Here is a 21,473-nt window from a genome sequence, read left to right on the forward strand (position 1 = left end):
GCCTACGGGCAGGGCTCATGCTTAGCTGACTAATAATTAGCCATACTTTATTTTCAGTCTTAAACACGAGTTTTTTATGCCTTTAACCGATCAACACCGTTTTGGCATGCAGTTGGCGCAAATGTCGCGAGGTTGGCGCGCCGAACTGGACCGCCGCCTGGCGGGGCTGGGCTTGTCCCAGGCGCGCTGGTTGGTGCTGCTGCACTTGGCCCGTTTTGTCGAAGCACCCACCCAGCGTGAATTGGCCCAAAGTGTCGGCGTGGAAGGGCCAACCCTGGCGCGTCTGCTCGACAGCCTGGAAGGCCAGGGCCTGGTACAACGCCAAGCCGTGGTGGAAGACCGTCGTGCCAAACGCATCCTGCTGTGCGATACCGCCCAACCGCTGATCGACCAGATCGAAACCATCGCCACGGCATTGCGCCATGAGTTGTTCGTGGGTGTGAATGAGGAAGACCTGCGGGTGTGCATGCGGGTGCATGAGCACATCCTGGCGAACCTGGAAAAGTCCTGATCTTCAATTACATTTGATCGTCCCTACGCTCCAGCGTGGGGACGATCAAAGCCTTCTGTAGGAGCGAGCTTGCTCGCGAAAAACGTCAACGATAACGCGGGTTTCCTGAATAAACGCGGCGTCTGTGGGTTTTTCGCGAGCAAGCTCGCTCCTACAAAAAAACCTTGGCAATCCACTCCCGCATGTGGGTTTGGCTTTCCTAGAACGTCTGGCCCAGGTTCAAGTACACCGCCTTCTGATTATCATCGTTGAACCCATAGCTGAAATTCAGCGGCCCCAATGGCGTATCAAACCCCAGGAAAATACTCGCGGCGTTGATATAGCCGCTGTCGAACTCGTTATCGTTGTTCCACGCCCGGCCCCGTTCCAGGGATGCACCCAGGTACAACGGGAAGTCCAGCGGCAGGTAAGAACGCGGAGTGAGCCTGCGGAAGTACACCGCGCGCATCAGGCTGATGTTCTGCCCCGAAATCGCATCCTGGCGAAAGCCCGACAATTGCCGTGCGCCCCCCAGCAGGAAGCTGGAAATCACCACATCCGAATCATCCAGGGTGCGCCCATAGCGGCCGCCCAGTATCAGGGTGTCCGGGCCGTGGCTCATGGCCTTGTCCAGCTTGAACTCCCATTGGCGGTAGCGCTGGTCCGAGCCCAGGCCGGGTTCGAACTCGCGAAAGGCCAGGCCGATGTCTTCGCCGCTGTGGGGGAAGTACACGTTGTCCAGGGAATCGAAGGAGTATTTGAGCTCATAGAAGCCTTCGCTGAAGCTCACACTCGGTAGATCGCGGTCGCCAATGCGCACGTCCGCCTTGCCCCAGGCTTCGCCCACGCCAAAGCGGATCTCGCCGCTGTTGCCGATCTGCCGGCCCACGTTCAAACCGAAGCCATAGCGTTCCAGGCGGTATTCGGAGATGGGGTCGTTATCCAGGATCAGCTCGACGTTCTGTGCCTCGGCCCTGATGTAGGGGGCCACAAAGTAGCGTGAGCCGGTGTCCATGGGTTGGTAGAACTCGCTGTACAGCTCCTGCCGATCACCGATCTGCACCCGCGTGAGCCATTCCGCGCCGAGTCGGTTGATGCCGTTGACGCGGTAACTGGCGCCGAGGTTGAAGGCGCTGTCGCCGCGCATGTCGTCCGAGAGGTTCAAGCCCAGGCGCAGGTAGTCGGTGCCGCTGCGCTTGCCGCGTGCACTGATTACCAGGGTGTTGTCCTGGCCTTTTTTCACCACGCGGTATTGCACCTGCTCGAAGTAATCCAGGCCGTACAGGGTGCCCATGTCCGATTGCAGGCGGCCCAGGTTCAGCGGTTCTCCCAGGTCCTGGCGGATGTAGTAGCGGATAACGTCGTCGCTGACCTTGGAGTCGTTCTCCACCTGGATTGCGGTGATCACCGGGGTGCGTTCGCCTGGCGTGCGCGCAGCTATCAGGTCGGCGTCGATGGGTTCGGCAGGGCGCAGGTGTGCCAGGCGTACGTCGAGGGCACGGGTGGCGCGGTAACCGGCTTCGATCATGTCCTTGGCGCGGCCGAAATCGGTGACGCCATAAGCGGCCAGCGGCGGTTGGATCAACACGTCCTTGGGGTACAGGGCCTTGAGTTGCTCCTCGGAGTTGCGCCGGGTCATCAGGGTGATGGACTGGTTGAGCACGTCCACCACGGTGGCCAGTTGTTTGCGCGAACGCAGCGGGGTGCCGATGTCGACCACAATCGCGATGTCGACGCCCATCTCCCGCGCCACGTCCAACGGGATGTTGTCAGTCATGCCGCCGTCCACCAGCAGGCGGCCATCCAGCTCCACCGGGGCGAACACCGCAGGGATCGACATGCTGGCGCGGATCACCTGGGGCAGGTGGCCTTTGCTGAAGACTACTTTTTCGCCGGTGGTGATGTCGGTAGCCACGGCGCGGAAAGGGATCGGCAGCTTGTCGAAGTTACGCGTGTTGCTGCTGTGGGCGAACATGCTCTCCAGCAACAGTGCAAGGTTCTGACCCTGGATCACGCCCAGCGGCAGGCCGAGGCTGCCATCGTCGCGGAAACTGAGTTTTTGTTTGACCAGGAAATCCCGGTCATCCTGCTTGCGCCGAAACGGTACGTCTTCACGCGGTGGCGCGTCGGACAGGGCCTGCTGCCAGTCGATCCCCAGCGCCAATTTCTCCAGCTCGTCGATCTTGTAGCCCGACGCGTACAACCCGCCAATCACCGCGCCCATGCTGGTGCCGGCAATCGCATCGATATGAATACCTTGCTCCTCAAGCGCCTTGAGCACGCCGATGTGCGCCAGGCCACGGGCGGCACCGCCAGACAGCACCAGGCCGATTTTCGGGCGGGGGGCTTCTACAGCGTCGGCAAGTAGGGGGACAAGGCACAGGAACAGGCAAGACAACAGGCGGCGCATCATCAATCTCGTGGCTGGGCGACAAAGGCCGCTATTATAGCCACCCGATTCGCTGAGCCTGTTACGCCAGGAGCCGCTTAATGATGTCTGCATGCAAACCCGAGATCGTCATCACCTATTGCACCCAGTGCCAGTGGTTGCTGCGCGCCGCGTGGCTGGCCCAGGAGTTGCTCAGCACCTTTGCCGATGATTTGGGGCGCGTGGCGCTGGAACCGGCCACTGGCGGCGCGTTTCGCATCACCTGTGATGGCGTGCAGATTTGGGAGCGCAAGGCCGATGGCGGTTTTCCCGAGGCCAAGGTGCTCAAGCAGCGAGTGCGCGACCAGATCGACCCGCAGCGCGACCTCGGGCATAACGACCGTAGCGTCTGAAATCAGGCCGGCGCCGGTTGTTTGGCCTGGCTGGCGCTGCCCATCAGGCCGGAGAGCACGATGGCGACGATGATCAACGCGCCGCCCAGCAGCATGCGCAAGGTCGGGGTTTCGGCGAACAACAGCCAGGCCACGGTAATGCCGTAGACCGGCTCCATGGCAAACACCACCGACGCGGTGCGCGCCTTGATCACCGCGAGGCTGGCGACAAACAGGCTATGGGCCAGGCCTGTACAGAACACCCCCAGCAGCCCGATCCACAACCAATCTATCCCACGCACATCCGCCAGCCCCGGCGCGGCCACGGGCAGCAGGAGCGCGGCGACCACGACGTTCTGGCACAGCGCGGCCTGGACCGCAGGAATGCGCCCGGAACTGGCGCGATTGTTCAGCGACAACAACGAGAACAGCAAGCCCGAGGCGATGCCCCACAGCAGCCCGCCCGTAGCCTCGCTGGCGAGATTGAAATCCGGGGTCACAAGCACCAGGCCAACGGTAACCAGCACCACCAGCAGCACTTCGTTGGCCCGAATACGCTCGCGGAAAATCAGCCCCTCAAGGATCACCGTAAAGGCCGGAAAGGCGGTGAAGCCCAGGGTCGCGACAGCCACGCCGGCGACCTTGACGGCAATAAAGAACGTCACCCAATGGGCGGCCAACAACACACCGCTGACCAGCAGCCGGCGCCAGTCACGCATCTCCAGCCTCTTCCACGGAGCATTGCTGGCAAAGCGCGCAAACACCGCCAGCGCCAGCACGGCAAACGCCGCCCGGCCAAATACGATGATGGCAGGGGAGGCAGCCGCCAGCTTGCCGAATACACCGGTGAGGCCAAACATCAATGCGCCGATATGCAGGGCGCCAAGGGCTGAGCGGGGAGTCATTGCGATCCTTGATCCAACAGGGGGTGACAGCCTCGCAGTCTAGAGGGTTGGCGGGTGGGCGTCTGTCGCGGACGGGGTGATTTTTAGCGCAAGACTCTTGCTAGCCCGCCCGACGCAACGCCCCGGGCGAGGCGCCAAAGGCCCGTAGCATGGCCGCGCAAAATGCGCTTTGTGAGGCGTAGCCGACGCGCTCGGCAATCTCGCCGATGGGCAGGGAGGTTTCGCGTAACAGCCTGAGCGCCATGTGCAGGCGGCGACTGCGTAGATAGTCCATCGGCGTCTGCCCGCACTCCGCCATAAACCGTGCATGCAGGCGCGGCACGGACAAATCGGCAATCCGCGCCAGGTCGGCCACCTGCAGCGGGCGCGCCGCATGGCGCTCGATATGAGCATTGAACGCCGCGTAAGGCAGGCGCCGGCCAGGCAGCGGTTGGGCCTGAGGATGGTTGAGGCTGGCCAGTAACAGCACAGCGCCTTGCTGGACGATCAGCGGGTCGTGCACCGGGCTTTGTGCCAGCCACTGCACCAGTTGGTGTTGCCGGGCATCCAGCGCCAGGCGCGCGGGTTGGTCGAGCAAGCGGCGGCTGGCATCGGCATGTTCGCCCAAGGATTGCACCATCCAGTTTTCAGTCGGCACATCCAGCACCAGGCAGCGGCTGCCATCGCGGCTGATGCAGGCATGATGGGTGGAGAAGGGCAGCACCATCACGCTGCTTTCGCGCACCTGGCTGCCACGGCCATCCACTTCCAGGTCCAGGTGTCCGGACAGGCCGAACACCAACTGCGCATGGTCATGGCTGTGGGCAATGGGCGCTTCGAGGTAGTGGCGTAGCGTGAGGGTCGGGCTCATCGCGGTCTCCAGGGCGGCAAGCTGTCAGTCTACAACGCTTGGCGAGCGACGAGCGCTGTCATCAGACTGACGCACGCTTGTCATGGGCTATTAATCGCCAAGGCGCAAGCTCGCCAAAACAGCGTCGAGGGATGCCCATGACCCGTGCCGAGTTCACCAAGCCCAGCCGCAAGCAACGGGTGCGAACCCTATGGATTTCCGACGTGCACCTGGGCACCCGGGATTGCCAGGCCGAACACCTGTCGCACTTTCTCAAGGGCTATCACGCCGACAAGGTCTACCTGGTCGGTGACATCATCGACGGTTGGAAAATGCGCGGCGGCATGTATTGGCCTCAAGCCCATACCAACGTGATCCGGCGGCTGCTGACCATGGCCAAGCGTGGCACCGAGGTCATCTACGTCACCGGCAACCATGACGAGTTCCTGCGCCGCTATTCCAAGCTGATCCTGGGCAATATCCAGTTGGTGGATGAAGCCGTGCACGTCACCGCCGATGGCCGCCACTTGCTGGTGATTCATGGCGACCAGTTTGATGTGATCACGCGCTATCACCGCTGGCTCGCCTTCCTCGGCGATTCGGCCTACGAATTCACCCTGACGCTGAACCGCTGGTTGAATCACTGGCGCGCGCGGTACGGCTACGGTTACTGGTCGCTGTCGGCGTACCTGAAGCACAAGGTCAAGACAGCGGTGAGTTTTATCAGCGATTTCGAAGAGGCGATCGCCCACGAAGTAACCAAGCGCGAATTGCACGGCGTGGTGTGCGGGCATATTCACCATGCCGAGATTCGCAAGGTGGGCGAGGTGGATTACCTCAACTGCGGGGATTGGGTGGAGTCGTGCACGGCCTTGATCGAGCACTGGGATGGGCATATCGAGTTGTATCGGTTGGCGGATGCGCAGGCTAAAGAGGCACTGCTGAAGGCTGAAATGGTTGCTGGCTGAAGGTGGAAGCTGGCTTGCCTGCGATTGCTTTAGGTCTACACAACTTTGTAGGTCGTAGCAGCCAACGGTAACCACGATGCGAAGCGAGCCGCTCTTGATCTTGCTCTTGATCTGCTTTTGATCTCAGGCGCCCCGTTAAACCACGCTGGCCGGAATTCGACAGGGATTTGGGGGGTAAACCGGCAGGGATGCCGGTTTAGCCGCCCCGCGCCATGGATGGCGCGTGGCGGCGGCCCCCCAAATCACTGGCGGATTACGGGCACACCGAGCCTAGGCGAGGTGCCGAGTGGTGGGGCAAGAGCGTTTTGCTTACTTTTGCGCTGTTCAAAAGTGAGCCGCCGTCAGGGCGGAACCCTAGGTGGCCGTTACCTAAATAACGGATATGTACCCGGTCCAACTGTGTTGACTGCTAGGCCGCCTTCGCGAGCAAGCCCGCTCCCACACCTAATCCCATTTCTTCAGTTAGAGACGTCAGCAATGGCTTGAGCCAGCAACGTCAACCGCGTCGCATCAACCCCAGCCACGTTAGCCCGCCCCGAACTGACCATATACACACTGTGCTTCTCGCGCAGTTGCTTGACCTGCTCGGCACTCAAGCCGGTATAGGAAAACATCCCCCGCTGCGCGCCGATATGCGCAAAGCGCTCGGCCAGCCCATGGGGCGCAAGTGCTTCCACCAACCCGGAACGCAACTGGGCGATCCGTGAACGCATGGCCTCGACTTCCTCGCTCCACTGCTTTTTCAACTGCGCATCACCGAGGATGGTCGCCACCACGGCGGCACCATGATCCGGCGGCGTCGACCACAGGTTGCGCGCGATATTCGCCAGTTGGCTGCGTACATCGGTGAGCTTTTCGGCATCCGCCGCACACACAATCAATGCACCCACGCGGTCGCGATACAGGCCGAAGTTCTTCGAGCAGGAACTGGTAATCAGCACTTCCGGCAGCTCGGCGGCAAACAGGCGCACCGCCCAGGCGTCTTGCTCCAGGCCGTCGCCAAAGCCCTGGTAGGCAAAGTCGATCAGCGGCAGCAACTGGCGTTCCCGCACGATCTGCAACACCTGGCGCCAGTCGTCCTGGGACAGGTCAAAGCCGGTCGGGTTATGGCAGCACGCGTGCAGCAATACCACGTCACCCTTCGGCACGCTGGACAGGGTTGCCAGCATCGCCTTCACGTCCAGGCGGTTGTCACTGCCCACGTAAGGGTAATGACTGACCTTGAGCCCGGCCTTGGCAAAAATGGTTTCGTGGATCGGCCAGGTCGGGTTGCTCAGCCACACGCCACGGCCCGGCAGGCTGTGGGCGATAAAGTCGGCACTCAGGCGCAGGGCGCCGGTGCCGCCGGGGGTTTGCGTGGCGCCAGCGCGGCGGTCACGCAGCAAGGCCGAGTCGGCGCCGAGCACCAGTTCGCTGATCAGGCTGCCGAAGGCCGCATCGCCATGGCCACCGATATAGGTCTTGGTCACTTGGGTGTCGACCAGGCGCTGTTCCGCCAGCTTCACCGAGTGGGGAATCGGCGTCAGGCCCTGGTCGTCTTTATAGACACCTACGCCCAGGTCGAACTTGTTCGGGTTGGCGTCCTGGGCATACAGGTCCATCAGCCCGAGGATCGGGTCGCCGGGCACGAGGTCGATGGCATCGAAATGCATTACTTGCGGCCCTCGGCAGTCTTGGCCACGTCGTCGGTGCGCGCGGCCATGATGAAGTCGTTGCGGTGCAGGCCCTTGATGGAGTGGCTCCACCAGGTCACGGTGACTTTGCCCCACTCGGTGAGCAGGCCAGGGTGATGGCCTTCGGCTTCGGAGATTTCACCCATCGCGTTGGTGAAAGCCAGGGCGAATTTGAAGTTCTTGAACAGGAAAACCTTTTCCAACTGCATCACGCCGTCGCGCACTTCGATGTTCCAGTCAGGGATCTGCTTGATCAGCACCGGCAGTTCTTCATCGCTGACTTGCGGGGCATCGGCGCGGCAGGCTTCGCAGTGGGCTTGGTTCAAGGTGGTCATGGAAGGTGTCCTGAATTCGAATGATTGAAGGTCAGTGGCGTTACCCTAAAGCAACGCGGGGCCAGGGAACAGACTCACCTGGCCTTAAAACGTGAGGTTCACGCGGCTTTGGGCTTGGGTGGAAATTTCGGCGTGTGCAGACCTAGCTCCATACCGCGCTCGACCATGCCCATGATGTCTTCCTGCGCCACGTCGAACAGGCGCTTGAGCTCGGGCAAGACGAAGTACAACGGTTGCAGGATGTCGATGCGATAGGGGGTGCGCATCGCTTCCAGCGGGTCGAAGGCCTGGTGCTCGGGCTCGTCCGACAGGCAATACACACTTTCTTTAGGCGACGACAGAATGCCGCCACCGTAGATGCGCCGCCCTTGGGGCGTGTCCACCAGGCCGAACTCGATGGTCATCCAGTACAGGCGCGCCAGGTACACCCGTTGCTCCTTGGTGGCCGCCAGGCCGAGCTTGCCGTAGGTGTGGGTGAATTCAGCGAACCAGGGGTTGGTCAGCAGCGGGCAGTGGCCAAAGATCTCATGAAAAATATCCGGCTCTTGCAGGTAGTCCAGTTCTTCACGGGTACGAATAAAGGTCGCCACCGGAAACTGCTTGCTGGCCAGCAATTCAAAAAAAGTCTGGAAGGGAATCAGCGCCGGCACGCGGGCGACTTGCCAGCCGGTGGTGTCGGCCAGCACCTTGTTGATTTCGCCCAGTTGGGGAATGCGGTCCAGGGGCAGGCCGAGCTTGTCGATGCCGTCCAGGTATTCCTGGCAGGCGCGGCCCTCGATCACTTTCAACTGGCGAGTGATCAGGGTATTCCACACCGCGTGTTCTTCGGGCGGGTAGTGGATAAAACCTTGCGCATCGGGCTCGCGGGCCACGTAGTGCGTCTGCTTCATACGGCTCTCCTGCTAGGCATTCGTTCTTGTTATGTCCTGGGATACCTCTATTGATAACCGGATAGGCGCAGGATTCCATCCGCCTTTAGAGGATGCGTGTAGGAAAAATTACCGTTAATCGTAAAGTATTCGTTACGATAGGCCCGCCTGTCGCAGCTATGGGCTGGGAATAGCGGCCGTACTGTCACATAATCTTGACGACTATCTGCGCCCAGCGACAAAAAGACGCGGCGCCTACTCCCTTTTCGAGTTTTTCCATGCGTATCAAAGTGCACTGCCAGAACCGCATCGGCATCCTGCGGGACATCCTCAACCTGCTGGTGGAGTACGGCGTCAACGTCGCCAAGGGCGAAGTCGGCGGTGAGCATGGCAATGCCATTTACCTGTTCTGCCCCAACCTGGTGAATATGCAATTTCAGGCGTTGCGCCCGCAGTTCGAGGCGATTGCCGGGGTGTTTGGCGTCAAGCGGGTAGGGCTGATGCCTAGCGAGCGTCGGCATATGGAACTCAATGCATTGCTCGGCGCCCTGGAATTTCCGGTGCTGTCCATTGATATGGGCGGCTCCATCGTGGCCGCCAACCGTGCGGCGGCGCAGTTGCTGGGCGTACGGGTGGATGAAGTGCCGGGGATTCCCCTGTCGCGTTACGCCGAGGATTTCGACCTGCCGGAACTGGTGCGCGCCAGCAAATCGCGAATCAATGGCCTGCGGGTCAAGGTCAAGGGCGACGTATTTCTGGCGGACATCGCGCCCCTGCAATCTTCCGAGCACGATGACAGCGAAGCCATGGCCGGCGCCGTGCTCACCCTGCACCGCGCCGACCGTGTCGGTGAGCGTATCTATAACGTGCGCAAGCAAGAGCTGCGCGGTTTCGACAGCATCTTCCAGAGCTCCAAGGTCATGGCCGCTGTGGTGCGGGAAGCGCGGCGCATGGCGCCGCTGGATGCACCGCTATTAATAGAAGGCGAAACCGGCACCGGCAAGGAACTGTTGGCCCGGGCCTGCCACTTGGCCAGCCCGCGCGGGCAATCGCCATTGATGGCGCTCAACTGTGCGGGGTTGCCCGAGTCGATGGCCGAGACCGAACTGTTTGGCTACGGCCCCGGTGCATTTGAAGGGGCGCGGGCCGAAGGCAAGTTGGGCCTGCTTGAGCTGACGGCGGGCGGTACCTTATTTCTGGATGGCGTGGGGGAAATGAGCGCGCGCTTGCAGGTCAAGCTGCTGCGCTTTCTGCAGGACGGTTGTTTCCGTCGGGTGGGCAGTGATGAAGAGGTGTACCTGGATGTGCGGGTGATCTGTGCGACCCAGGTGGATTTGTCGGAGCTCTGCGCTCGGGGTGAGTTTCGCCAGGACCTTTATCATCGGCTGAATGTGCTGTCGTTGCATATCCCGCCATTGCGCGAATGCCTGGATGGCCTTGCGCCGTTGGTCGAGCACTTTCTCGATCAGGCCAGCCGGCAGATCGGTTGCCCACTGCCCAAGCTGGCACCTGCGGCCATGGACAAACTCAGCCACTACCACTGGCCGGGCAATGTGCGGCAGCTGGAAAACGTGCTGTTCCAGGCGGTGTCATTGTGTGAAGGCGGTACGGTCAAGGTTGAGCATATTCGCTTGCCGGACTATGGCGTGCGCCAGCCGCTGGGTGATTTTTCCCTGGAGGGCAGCCTGGAGGATATCGTCGGGCGCTTTGAGAAGGCGGTGTTGGAAAGTCTGTATGCCGAACACCCGAGCAGTCGCCAGTTGGGCAAGCGCCTGGGGGTGTCGCACACCACCATTGCCAACAAGCTGCGGGATTACGAAGTGCTCAAGGCTGATCGCAGTTAAAACGGTGGGAGCTGGCTCCGTGACGGACTGACAGCCGGCGCTGATCTAACTGACACACCGCGATCCAAATGTGGGAGCTGGCTTGCCTGCGAAGACGGCCTAACAGTCAACACAGTTGGAACGGGTACATATCCGTTATTTAGGTAACGGCCACTTAGGGTTCCGCCCTGACGGCGGCTCACTTTCGAAAAGCGCGAAAGTAAGCAAAGCGCTCTTGCCCCACCACTCGGCACCTCGCTTGGGCTCGGTGTGCCCGAACACAGGCTTGAATCCGTGGGCCGCCGCCACGCGCCATCCATGGCGCGGGGCGGCTAACCCGGCGTCCTGCCGGGTTACCCACGAATTCAAGCCTGCGTTCGGCCAGCGTGGTTTAACGGGGCGCCTGAGATCAAGATCACAAGCAGATCAAGAGCGGCTCGCTTCGCATCGTGGTTACCGTCTGCTGCTATAGCCCATAAAGTTATGTAGATACCTATGCTGCGATAGCGGACTGTCAGTTGGCATATCAGTGCCTGTTCCACCGCTATCGCAGGCAAGCCAGCTCCCACATTGGTTGGGTATTGCCCACAGAGTCAGCGCCCTGCATCAATCCCCTGTGGGAGCGGGCTTGCTCGCGAATGCGGTAGGTCATTCAACATATCAGTGACTGAGCCACCGCATTCGCGAGCAAGCCCGCTCCCACATTTGAGCTCTGTCGTTTTTCAGGCCGGTGTTTGCCGCAGGCGGCAGTAGTCCGCCGTTTTTTCGACTGTTTCTTTCCCGCGCTATTTCAGCTACCTCCACCAAACCCCCGCCACGCCTGGACTTTGGCCTCTTTTAAAAAGTTGGTTCGCAAATTGCTTAAGCCTCCTCAGTACAGCGGTGGGCGGCAAGCGTCCGTCAGAAAGAGGATAGAGCGTGGACAAGTACCTTTATGTGGCAATGACCGGCGCCAGCCAGAATGCACTGGCGCAGAAGGCCCATGCCAACAATCTGGCGAACATTTCCACCAACGGTTTCCAGCGCGACCTGGAGCAGGCGCGTTCGATGCCGGTGTTCGGTGACAGCTTTCCGGCGCGGGCGTTTGCCATGACCGAGCGGCCGGCCACTGACTTTTCTCCGGGCGCGATGATCGAAACCGGCCGTGACCTGGACGTAGCCGTCAGCGGCGACGGCTGGATGGCGGTGCAAACCCCGGATGGCGGCGAAGCCTACGTGCGCAGCGCCAGTATGAACGTGGATGCCTTGGGCGTGCTGCGGGCTGGCAACGGTATGCCGATCATGGGCAACGGTGGCCCGATTGCCGTGCCGCCCCAGCAGAAAATCGAAGTGGGTTCGGACGGCACCATCAGCATCCGTGCCATGGGCGAAGGCCCGCGGGTGATGGCGGAAGTGGACCGTATCAAGATGGTCCAGCCAGACCTCAAGAACATGACCAAGGGCCTGGACGGCACCATCCATACCAAGGATGGCCAGCCGGCCCAGGCCGACGCGAACGTGCGGCTGACCTCGGGTTTCCTGCAGGCGAGCAACGTCAATGCCGTGGAAGAAATGACCGCGGTGCTGGCGCTGGCCAAGCAGTTCGAGCTGCACATCAAGATGATGAACAGCGCTAAAGAAGACGACCAGGCCATGACGCGCGTCATGCAGATGAGCTGATTCAAGCCCACTAACTAATTTGCAACGCAGCGCCAACCATCCGGCGCACGAAGGAGAACAGCATGCTTCCGGCTCTATGGGTTGCCAAGACAGGCCTGTCCGCCCAGGACACCAACCTGACGACCATTTCCAACAACCTGGCGAACGTGTCGACCACGGGCTTCAAACGTGACCGCGCCGAGTTCCAGGACTTGCTCTATCAGATCAAGAAGCAACCGGGCGCCCAATCGACCCAGGACAGCGAACTGCCGTCGGGCCTGCAACTGGGTACCGGTGTGCAGATCGTCGGCACCCAGAAAAACTTCAGCGCCGGTAACCTGCAGCAAACCGGCCAGCCGCTGGACATGGCGATCAATGGCCGCGGCTTTTTCCAGGTGCTGCAACCGGATGGCACCACCTCTTACACCCGTGACGGCACCTTCCACCTGGACTCCAACGGCCAGATCGTGACCGCCAACGGTTTCGCCCTGGAGCCTGCTGTCGTCGTGCCGCCAGACGCCAAGACCTTCACCGTCGGCAACGACGGCACCGTGTCCATCACCGTGGCTGGCAACCCGGCCTCCCAAGTGATCGGCAACCTGCAAACCGCCGACTTCATCAACCCGGCCGGCCTGCAGGCGATGGGCAACAACCTGTTCCTGGAAACCGCCTCCAGTGGCGCGCCGCAAATCGGCACCCCTGGCTTGAACGGCTTCGGCACCACGCTGCAAAGCACCCTGGAAACCTCCAACGTCAGCACCGTTGAGGAGATGGTCAACATGATCACCACCCAGCGCGCCTACGAGATGAACTCCAAGGTGATTTCCACCGCCGACCAGATGCTTTCGTTCGTTACGCAGAATCTGTAATCAGTCTATGGGGCGCCCTTCAGGGTGCCTGCAACACCGTGAGGTTAGGGTCATGAATCGCTATGTTTGTGTGTTGGCATTGAGTGGGATCGCCGTGCTTGCGGGCTGTGTCGCCCCCTCGCCAAAGCCTAATGACCCGTACTACGCGCCGGTGTTGCCACGCACGCCGCTGCCGGCGGCGGCCAACAATGGCTCGATCTACCAGGCCGGGTTCGAGCAGAACCTGTACAGCGACCGCAAGGCGTTCCGGGTCGGTGACATCATCACCATCACCCTGAACGAGAAAACCCAGGCCAGCAAGAACGCCAACTCGCAGATCGGCAAGAACAGCAAGACCAGCATCGGCCTGACCTCGCTGTTCGGCGGCGGCCTGAACACCAATAACCCGCTGGGCAGCGGTGACCTGAGCCTGGACGCCGGCTACAGCGGCGACCGTGCCACCAACGGCAAGAGCGCGGCAGGGCAGGGCAACAGCCTGACCGGTTCGATCACCGTGACCGTCGCCGATGTATTACCCAACGGCATCATTGCCGTGCGCGGTGAAAAGTGGATGACCCTCAACACCGGCGACGAGCTGGTGCGCATCGCCGGCATGGTCCGCGCCGATGACATCTCCACCGACAACACCGTGCCGTCGACGCGCATTGCCGATGCACGCATTACCTACTCGGGCACCGGTTCGTTTGCCGATGCGAGCCAGCCGGGCTGGTTCGACCGCTTCTTCCTCAGCCCGCTGTTCCCTTTCTAGGTGGCCATTTTGAAGTTCAAACAGCTGATGGCGATGGCGCTCTTGTTGGCCTTGAGCGCTGTGGCCCAGGCCGAGCGCCTGAAGGACATCGCCAGTATTTCCGGCGTGCGCTCCAACCAGTTGATCGGCTATGGCCTGGTGGTGGGGCTCAACGGTACGGGTGACCAGACCACCCAGACGCCGTTCACCCTGCAAACCTTCAATAACATGCTCTCCCAGTTCGGTATCAAGGTACCGCCTGGCTCGGGCAACGTGCAGTTGAAGAACGTCGCGGCAGTGTCGATCAGCGCCGATCTGCCTGCGTTCGCCAAGCCGGGGCAGGTGGTGGACATCACCGTGTCGTCCATGGGTAACTCCAAGAGCCTGCGCGGCGGTACCTTGCTGATGACGCCGCTCAAAGGTATCGACGGCAACGTCTACGCCATCGCCCAGGGCAACCTGGTGGTGGGCGGTTTTGACGCCGAAGGCCGCGACGGTTCGAAGATCACCGTCAACGTGCCGTCAGCCGGGCGTATCCCCGGTGGCGCCACGGTTGAACGCACCGTGCCGAGTGGTTTCAACCAGGGCAACAGCCTGACCCTGAACCTCAACCGCTCCGACTTCACCACCGCCAAGCGCGTGGTCGACAAGATCAATGACATGCTCGGCCCTGGCGTGGCCCAGGCCATCGATGGCGGCTCGATTCGTGTCACTGCGCCGCTGGACCCAAGCCAGCGCGTGGACTACCTGTCGATCCTGGAAAACCTTGAGGTGGACCCCGGCCAGGCCGTGGCCAAAGTCATCATCAACTCGCGCACCGGTACCATCGTGATCGGCCAGAACGTCAAGGTTTCGCCAGCGGCGGTGACCCACGGCAGCCTGACGGTGACCATCACCGAAGACCCGATCGTCAGCCAGCCGGGGCCTTTGTCTGGTGGCCAGACTGCCGTGGTCCCGCGTTCGCGCGTCAATGCCCAGCAAGAAGCCAAGCCGATGTTCAAGTTCGGCCCCGGCACCACCCTGGACGAGATTGTCCGTGCGGTGAACCAGGTGGGCGCTGCGCCCGGCGACTTGATGGCGATCCTCGAAGCTTTGAAGCAGGCCGGCGCGTTGCAAGCCGACCTGATTGTGATCTGAGGCCATGGCCATGGATATGCGCAAGAGCGGTATCAGCAGCACGGCGGACTCGGGGTCTTACTCCGACCTCAACCGGCTTAACCAGCTCAAGGTGGGCGACGACAAAAACAGCGAAGGCAACCTGCGCAAAGTGGCGCAGGAATTCGAGTCGCTGTTTTTGAACGAGATGCTCAAGTCCATGCGTTCGGCCACCGAGGCCCTGGGCAAGGACAACCCGCTGAACACCCCGGCCGCCAAGCAGTACCAGGAAATGTACGACCAGCAACTGGCGGTGTCGATGTCCCGCGAAGGCGGCGGTATCGGCCTGGCCGATGTGCTGATGCGCCAGATGCAGAAGAACAAACCGGTGGAGGCCCAGGCCGCCACCTTGCAAGGCCCGGCGGCGGATGCGGCGGTGAAGAAAGTCGATGTGCCGACCGAGATTGCCGCCGGTACCCAGGCTGAAGGCCCGTTGGGCCGCTCCAATGGCCAGCGGCCTTTATGGGCATATCGCGTGGCTGTGCCTGAGGGGGCCAGTACCCATGCCAACGACATGGAGCTGATGAACCAGCGCCGTATCGCCTTGCCCAGCAAGTTGGCCGACCGCCTGCTGGCGGGCATCGTGCCGAACGCCCCGGTCGAAGCCAAAGCCGCGCCCCTGCGTAACAGCGCTGCCGACGATACGGTCATCAACAGCAGCGCGCGTAGCTTTGCCGTGCCGAGCGGGCGCATGCAAGTGTATGGCCGCGCCATTGCCCAGCCACCGCTGGCGCCAGCGAAGAAAGCCTTCAGCTCCCAGGATGAGTTTGTCGCCACCATGCTGCCGATGGCCAAGGCCGCCGCCGCACGTATCGGTATCGACCCCAAGTACCTGGTGGCCCAGGCCGCACTGGAAACCGGCTGGGGCAAATCGGTGATGCGCGCCGAGGACGGCAGCAGCAGCCACAACCTGTTCGGCATCAAGGCCGGCCAGAGCTGGCAGGGCGGTCAGGCCCGGGCGATCACCAGCGAGTTTCGCGATGGCGCGATGGTCAAGGAAACGGCGCAGTTCCGTTCCTACAGCTCCTACCAGGACAGCTTCCACGACCTCGTGACCCTGCTGCAAAGCCATGATCGCTATAAAGAAGTTGTGAAATCAGCCGACAACCCGGAACAGTTTGTACGCGAGTTGCAAAAAGCCGGTTATGCAACCGACCCGGATTACGCCAGCAAGATTTCGCAGATCGCAAAAAACATGAACAGTTACCAGAACTACGCTGCCGCTGGCGCAACCACACATTTATAAGGTCTGAACCATGAGTTTGCTCAGTATCGGGATGTCAGGGCTCAATGCCGCTCAAGGATCGTTGTCGGTCTTGAGTAATAACATCGCCAACGTGAATACCCCGGGGTACTCGCGTCAGCAGACCACGCAAAATACCAACGCGTCGAACCCGTTCGGCGGCGTGTACATCGGCAGCGGCACCACCCTGGCCGATGTGCGCCGGGTGTACAACGAGTACCTGGACACCGCTTACCAGAACAGCACGGCGCTCAATAACGATGCCAAGGCATACCTGGACCAGGTCGGTGCCGTCGACAAAGTACTGTCGGACAAAACCACCGGCTTGTCCTCGGTGCTCAGTTCGTTCTTTGCCACCCTGCAAACCGCCGCGTCCAACCCCAGCGACCTGTCGGCCCGCCAATTGCTGGTGACCAACGCCCAGACCCTGAGCAGCCGTTTCAACGCGATCTCCACGCAGTTGACCCAGCAGAAAGAGACGATCAACAACCAACTGAGCAGCATGAGTGACCAGGTCAACCAATTGACCGCCTCGATTGCCTCCCTTAACCAGCAGATCTCCCAGGCCCAAGGCAGCTCCAACAGCGCCCCGGCCAACCTGCTGGACTCGCGTAACGAGGCAGTACGCTCGCTCAATGAGTTGATTGGCGTGACGGCCACCGAGAAAAACGGCCAGTTCAGCGTGACCACTGGCAGCGGCCAGTCCCTGGTAGAGGGCGGGATCTCCAACAAGATTTCCGCCGCGCCAAGCAAAACCGATAACAGCCAATACACCATCCAGCTGGACATGAACGGCACCACCCTGGACCTGGGCTCGGTGATCAGCGGCGGCAGCATCGGCGGCCTGTTGCGCTATCGCAGCGATGCCCTGATGCCGGCCATCAATGAACTGGGCCGTATCGCCATCGCCACGGCAGACACGCTCAACAACCAACTGGGCCAGGGTCTGGACCTCAACGGTGACTTTGGTGTTTCGCTGTTCAAAGACATCAACAGCGCCGCCGCCATTGCCTCGCGCAGCCAGGGTGCCTCGGGCAACAGTGCCGGGGCGGGCAACCTGAATGTGACGATCAAGGACAGCAGTCAGTTGTCCACGTTTGACTACACCGTGACCTTCAGCGACAAGACCGATCCTAACAAGATCACGGTGCTACGTTCGGACGGCAAGGCCATGGGCACCTTCGACATGAGCTCAACACCGCCGCCGACCCTGGATGGTTTCACCCTGGCGCTGGACGGCAAGGGCACCATGGCGTTTGGTGACAGCTTCAAGGTCAGCCCCACCGCCACGGGCGCCAGCGGTATTGGCGTGGCGCTCACCGATGCAAACAAACTGGCGTTCGCCGGCCCGTTGGCAGGTACCAGCAGCACGACCAACAGCGGCACGGGCACCTTTACCCAGCCGGCCTTGACGGTGCCGCTGGATATCCATGGCGGCACCGACACCGCCCAGTTGCGCGCCGGTATTGAAAACTCGATGCCGGTGAAAATGGTGTTCGGCAAGCCCGCCGCCGACGGTACGCAGTCCTATACCATCAACGATTCCAAGGGCAATCCGATTGGCACTGGCTCAATCATTCCTGGGCAGGGCAACAAGATCACCGTGGACGTGCCGATGCGCGACGCCAGCGGTGCCGCCATTCCCGGCAAGAGCTTCAAGTTCGACACCACCGTCAACGGCTCGCCGGCAGACGGCGACAGCACCACCTTTGCCTTCAACAGTGGCGGTAAGTCCGACGGCCGCAACGCCCAGGAACTGCTGAACCTGCAAACCAAGGCCACCGTCGGCATGGGCGACGGCAACGGGGGCACCAGCCTGGTGGGCGCCAATAGCAAGCTGGTCTCGACCGTAGGTGCCAAGGCCAGCCAGGCCGGGGTCGACACCGCCGCCACCGGCGCGTTGCTCAGCGCCAACAAGGAAGCACGCAACTCGGTATCCGGGGTCAACCTGGATGATGAAGCGGGCGACATGATCAAGTTCCAGCAGTACTACACCGCGTCGTCGCAGATCATCAAGGCTGCGCAGGAAACCTTCACCACACTGATGAATGCTCTTTAAGGGAGGCTGGGACGATGCGTATTTCTACACAGCAGTATTTTGAGACCAGCTCTGCCAAGTACCAGAGCAACTATTCCAGCGTGGTCAAGGCCCAGGACCAGGCCAGCTCCGGCGTGCGCGTGCAAACCGCCGCGGATGATCCGGTGGCGGCGGCGCGGTTGTTGATGCTGCAGCAGCAGAAAGACATGCTGGCGCAGTTCAATGGCAACATCGACACCCTGAAGAACTCGCTGACCACCCAGGACGGCGTGCTGGAAAATATCAATATCGCGATTCAACGAGCCAGTGAGTTGGCGCTCAAGGCGGGTAACGTCGGCATCAGCGACGCTGACCGCAAGTCGACGGCCGCCGAGATTGGCGCCATTGAAGACCAGGTTTTGGGTTTGCTCAATACCAAGGACGCCAGCGGCAATTACTTGTTCTCCGGCAGCAAGACCGACACGCCGCCCTACGCCCGCAACAATGACGGCACCTACAGCTACCAGGGCGATGACACGCCGCTGAGCCTGAAGATCGCAGAGAACCTGTCGGTTGCCATGGGCAATACCGCCAAGAGCATGCTTGAAAGCTCGGCGAATACGGGCCGTACGCAAACCGCGCCAATCCTCGTGCCGCCAGCGGTCGATGATGGCAAGGTCACCGTCTCTGCCGGGTTGATCGCGGCCAACAGCAGCTATAACAGCAGTTTTTCCGATGGTCAGCCGTATAAGCTGACCTTCACCAGCAGCACCCAATACGTCGTCACGGACAATGCCGGCAAGGACATCACCTCGGAGATTCCGGGCAACGGCGCTTTCGACGCCACCAAGGAAGGCGGTTCGACTGTCAGCCTGCGCGGGGTCAAGTTCGACATTGGCTTGAACCTGGGCAAAGACGCACTGGGCAAAGACATACTGCCAGGCGCGCCGTCGGACGCCATCGTCAAGGACCGCGAGTTCAGCCTGTCGGTCAAACCAGACACCTTCAGCGTTTCGCGCACCCCGAGCAATCCGTCCACCGCGCAACTGAGCGGCGGCACGGTGAGCGATCCGGCGGCCTACGCCAGCACCTTTCCCAATTCGGGCGTGATCGTGAAGTTCGGTGCCGCTGGCGCCTATGACCTGTATGCGCAGCCGTATACCGCAGACAGCAAATCCATCGCCAGTGGCACCCTGGCGGCCGGCGCAACCACCATCACGGCGGCAGGGGTGACCTTTGATGTCACCACCGCACCGGCGCCGGCAGCCGGCGATCAGTTTGCGATCAGTGCCACCAGCAACAAAAACGAGAACGTTCTCGATACCCTGAGCCATCTGCGCAAAATTCTGGAAACGCCGTCAGACGGCAACCCAGCGGCGCAGAAGGAGCTCAAGGATGTGGTGGCCAAGTCGATTGGCAACTTGACCAATGCCTACGGGCAGATCGACCAGGCGCGTGGCTCCCTGGGCGCGCGCCTCAATGGCCTGGACATTCAGTCCAAGGAAAACGTCAGCCTGGACCTGGCCAATACCACCACCATGAATGCCCTGGGCAACGTCGACTTCGCCGAAGCCGCCGTCAACCTGAGCTTGCAGCAAACCATGTTGCAGGCTTCGCAACTGGCCTTCGTGAAAATCTCGCAGTTGAGCCTGTTCAACAAGATGTAAACGGCGTTCAGTCAAGCGGCCCGCTCTGGAAACAGGGCGGGCCGTTGTCGTTTCTGGGGGTTAATTGTTGAAACGTTTTGCATAAACCACGCAAAATTGAGTGACCTGTGAGTCATAAAGCGCATCTTCACTGTATCGTGTGAAAAGGATAAGTCGTCACAGGGCCTTCATCGGGCGGCTTTCAGCGAGTTTTTCATGGGGTTATCCCCTTTATTGTCAGCACTCCCGGCGTAGCCCGAGGGGTGTTCTCCAGCTATTTAGTATTGGGAAGCCACAATGATTGGCATAAAAAGCATCGCCAGTTACGTGCCGGCAGACGGGATCGATAACTACGCCCAGGGTGCCAAATTCGCCAAGGATGAAGAGTTCATCATCGGCAAGATCGGTTCGGCGTTTCTGCCGCGCAAGGAAGCTGCACAGGAGACGTCCGACCTGTGCGTCGAAGCCGTCAACGCATTGTTCGCCAATAACCCGGATTTAAAGCGCGAGTCCATCGACGCGCTGATCGTCGTCACCCAGAACGGCGATGAAGAGGGCTTGCCTCACACTGCCGCCATCGTGCAGGACAAACTGGGCCTGCCAACTCACGTGGCCGCCTTCGACATTTCCTTGGGCTGCTCCGGCTACGTCTACGGCATCTACGCGATGAAGGGCTTCATGGAAGCCGCCGGCCTGAAAAACGGCCTGCTGATCACCGCCGACCCGTACTCCAAGATCGTCGACCCGGAAGACCGCAACACCACCATGCTGTTCGGCGATGCCGCCACCGCTACATGGATGGGCGAAGACGCACCATGGCTGCTGGGCAAATCCAAGTTCGGCACCGACGGCTCCGGCGCACCGCACCTGAAGGTCAGCGACGGTGTGTTCTTCATGAACGGCCGCCAGGTGTTCAACTTCGCCTTGCTCAAAGTGCCGGCGCACTTGCACGAGCTGCTCAATGAGTCGGACCTCAAGGCTGATGATATCGACGCGTTCTGCATTCACCAGGGCAGCGCCGCCATCGTCGACGCCGTGGCGCGTCGCTTTGAAGAAGCGCCGGTGGACAAGTTCATCAAGGACATGGTCGAGACCGGCAACACCGTGTCGTCGAGCATTCCGCTGCTGCTGGAAAAGCATGTGATGGACGCCACTTGGAAGCGCGTGGCAATCAGCGGCTTTGGTGTGGGCCTTTCGTGGGGCTCGGCGATTCTCTATCGTCCATGATGCTTTAGCCGCTGCACAAAAAAACGCCGATGATCCCACGATCATCGGCGTTTTTTTTGCGCCCCCTCCCTGTAGGAGCGAGCTTGCTCGCGAAGAACCTGAGAACGCCGCGTGCATCCTGAATACCCGCGTCATCGTTAACGTTCTTCGCGAGCAAGCTCGCTCCTACAAGGGCGGAGTTTTGGCGCCAGTAACCCGTGATTACGGGCGTTTCACGCCTTTATAAGGCCTTGAAATACAAGGGCTGGCATAGGGCTACTAAAAAAAATCAAAAAAATCCTCAAGCAACCGGCTACCAC

General features: G+C 61.0%; 18 protein-coding genes. 12 read left to right on the top strand and 6 right to left on the bottom strand.

Annotation, left to right across the window (positions count from 1 at the left end; translation table 11 throughout):
- Positions 1-76: 76 nt before the first annotated feature.
- On the top strand, positions 77-511 hold the full coding sequence (locus PSH76_RS06890) for a MarR family transcriptional regulator (protein WP_003193007.1): 435 nt from the start codon (positions 77-79) through the stop codon (positions 509-511).
- A 199-nt stretch (positions 512-710) separates the two neighbouring features.
- Here the strand turns inward: PSH76_RS06890 and PSH76_RS06895 are convergent, their stop codons facing one another.
- The gene (locus PSH76_RS06895) at positions 711-2,900 is read right to left on the bottom strand and encodes a patatin-like phospholipase family protein (RefSeq protein ID WP_098950721.1); all 2,190 of its coding nucleotides are present in this window, start codon (positions 2,898-2,900) and stop codon (positions 711-713) included.
- Between the two features lie 83 nt (positions 2,901-2,983).
- On the opposite strand from PSH76_RS06895, the gene PSH76_RS06900 reads away from it, so the two are divergent.
- On the top strand, positions 2,984-3,271 hold the full coding sequence (locus PSH76_RS06900; RefSeq protein ID WP_212614566.1) for a SelT/SelW/SelH family protein: 288 nt from the start codon (positions 2,984-2,986) through the stop codon (positions 3,269-3,271).
- A gap of 2 nt (positions 3,272-3,273) precedes the next feature.
- Here the strand turns inward: PSH76_RS06900 and PSH76_RS06905 are convergent, their stop codons facing one another.
- Positions 3,274-4,155 carry a DMT family transporter gene (locus PSH76_RS06905; protein ID WP_305493790.1) on the bottom strand — a complete coding sequence of 294 codons (882 nt, stop codon included), beginning with the start codon at positions 4,153-4,155 and terminating at the stop codon, positions 3,274-3,276.
- A 100-nt stretch (positions 4,156-4,255) separates the two neighbouring features.
- Positions 4,256-5,005 (bottom strand): AraC family transcriptional regulator, encoded by a 750-nt coding sequence (locus PSH76_RS06910; RefSeq protein WP_098950722.1) that lies wholly within the window; start codon positions 5,003-5,005, stop codon positions 4,256-4,258.
- Between the two features lie 137 nt (positions 5,006-5,142).
- Here PSH76_RS06910 and PSH76_RS06915 point away from each other — a divergent pair, with 137 nt between their 5' ends.
- Positions 5,143-5,952, top strand: coding sequence for a UDP-2,3-diacylglucosamine diphosphatase (locus tag PSH76_RS06915; protein WP_003192999.1), 810 nt, complete (start codon positions 5,143-5,145; stop codon positions 5,950-5,952).
- A gap of 458 nt (positions 5,953-6,410) precedes the next feature.
- Here the strand turns inward: PSH76_RS06915 and PSH76_RS06920 are convergent, their stop codons facing one another.
- From PSH76_RS06920 to phhA, 3 genes are all read right to left on the bottom strand, one after another.
- Complete coding sequence (locus PSH76_RS06920) at positions 6,411-7,604, bottom strand: amino acid aminotransferase (protein WP_305493791.1); 1,194 nt, start codon at positions 7,602-7,604, stop codon at positions 6,411-6,413.
- Positions 7,604-7,960, bottom strand: coding sequence for a 4a-hydroxytetrahydrobiopterin dehydratase (locus PSH76_RS06925; protein WP_098950725.1), 357 nt, complete (start codon positions 7,958-7,960; stop codon positions 7,604-7,606). The genes PSH76_RS06920 and PSH76_RS06925 overlap by 1 nt, the downstream gene beginning before the upstream one ends.
- A gap of 98 nt (positions 7,961-8,058) precedes the next feature.
- Positions 8,059-8,850: a phenylalanine 4-monooxygenase gene (phhA, locus tag PSH76_RS06930; protein WP_305493792.1), complete on the bottom strand. Its 792-nt coding sequence runs from the start codon at positions 8,848-8,850 to the stop codon at positions 8,059-8,061.
- A gap of 257 nt (positions 8,851-9,107) precedes the next feature.
- Between phhA and PSH76_RS06935 the strand changes: the two genes are divergently transcribed.
- The 9 genes from PSH76_RS06935 to PSH76_RS06975 all read left to right on the top strand — a co-directional run bounded on the left by PSH76_RS06935 (position 9,108) and on the right by PSH76_RS06975 (position 21,174).
- Positions 9,108-10,673, top strand: a complete 1,566-nt coding sequence (locus PSH76_RS06935) for a sigma-54-dependent phenylalanine hydroxylase transcriptional regulator PhhR (RefSeq protein ID WP_003192990.1) — start codon at positions 9,108-9,110, stop codon at positions 10,671-10,673.
- Positions 10,674-11,570: 897 nt separating this feature from the next.
- Positions 11,571-12,311: a flagellar basal body rod protein FlgF gene (locus PSH76_RS06940; protein WP_003192988.1), complete on the top strand. Its 741-nt coding sequence runs from the start codon at positions 11,571-11,573 to the stop codon at positions 12,309-12,311.
- Positions 12,312-12,373: 62 nt separating this feature from the next.
- A complete protein-coding gene (gene flgG, locus PSH76_RS06945) occupies positions 12,374-13,159 on the top strand; it encodes a flagellar basal-body rod protein FlgG (protein ID WP_003192986.1) in 786 nt (261 codons plus the stop codon).
- 52 nt (positions 13,160-13,211) lie between these two features.
- Positions 13,212-13,907 (top strand): flagellar basal body L-ring protein FlgH, encoded by a 696-nt coding sequence (gene flgH, locus PSH76_RS06950; RefSeq protein ID WP_032895934.1) that lies wholly within the window; start codon positions 13,212-13,214, stop codon positions 13,905-13,907.
- Positions 13,908-13,913: 6 nt separating this feature from the next.
- The gene (locus PSH76_RS06955) at positions 13,914-15,023 is read left to right on the top strand and encodes a flagellar basal body P-ring protein FlgI (RefSeq protein ID WP_161794338.1); all 1,110 of its coding nucleotides are present in this window, start codon (positions 13,914-13,916) and stop codon (positions 15,021-15,023) included.
- 4 nt (positions 15,024-15,027) lie between these two features.
- Positions 15,028-16,287 (top strand): flagellar assembly peptidoglycan hydrolase FlgJ, encoded by a 1,260-nt coding sequence (gene flgJ, locus PSH76_RS06960; RefSeq protein WP_305493793.1) that lies wholly within the window; start codon positions 15,028-15,030, stop codon positions 16,285-16,287.
- 10 nt (positions 16,288-16,297) lie between these two features.
- On the top strand, positions 16,298-18,343 hold the full coding sequence (gene flgK / locus PSH76_RS06965) for a flagellar hook-associated protein FlgK (RefSeq protein ID WP_305493794.1): 2,046 nt from the start codon (positions 16,298-16,300) through the stop codon (positions 18,341-18,343).
- A 14-nt stretch (positions 18,344-18,357) separates the two neighbouring features.
- Positions 18,358-19,968 (top strand): flagellar hook-associated protein 3, encoded by a 1,611-nt coding sequence (locus tag PSH76_RS06970; RefSeq protein ID WP_305493795.1) that lies wholly within the window; start codon positions 18,358-18,360, stop codon positions 19,966-19,968.
- A 276-nt stretch (positions 19,969-20,244) separates the two neighbouring features.
- Positions 20,245-21,174, top strand: coding sequence for a ketoacyl-ACP synthase III (locus PSH76_RS06975; RefSeq protein WP_003192977.1), 930 nt, complete (start codon positions 20,245-20,247; stop codon positions 21,172-21,174).
- Positions 21,175-21,473 lie beyond the last annotated feature (299 nt).

Source organism: Pseudomonas sp. FP215 (genome assembly GCF_030687795.1).
GTDB classification, from domain to species: domain Bacteria; phylum Pseudomonadota; class Gammaproteobacteria; order Pseudomonadales; family Pseudomonadaceae; genus Aquipseudomonas; species Aquipseudomonas salmasensis.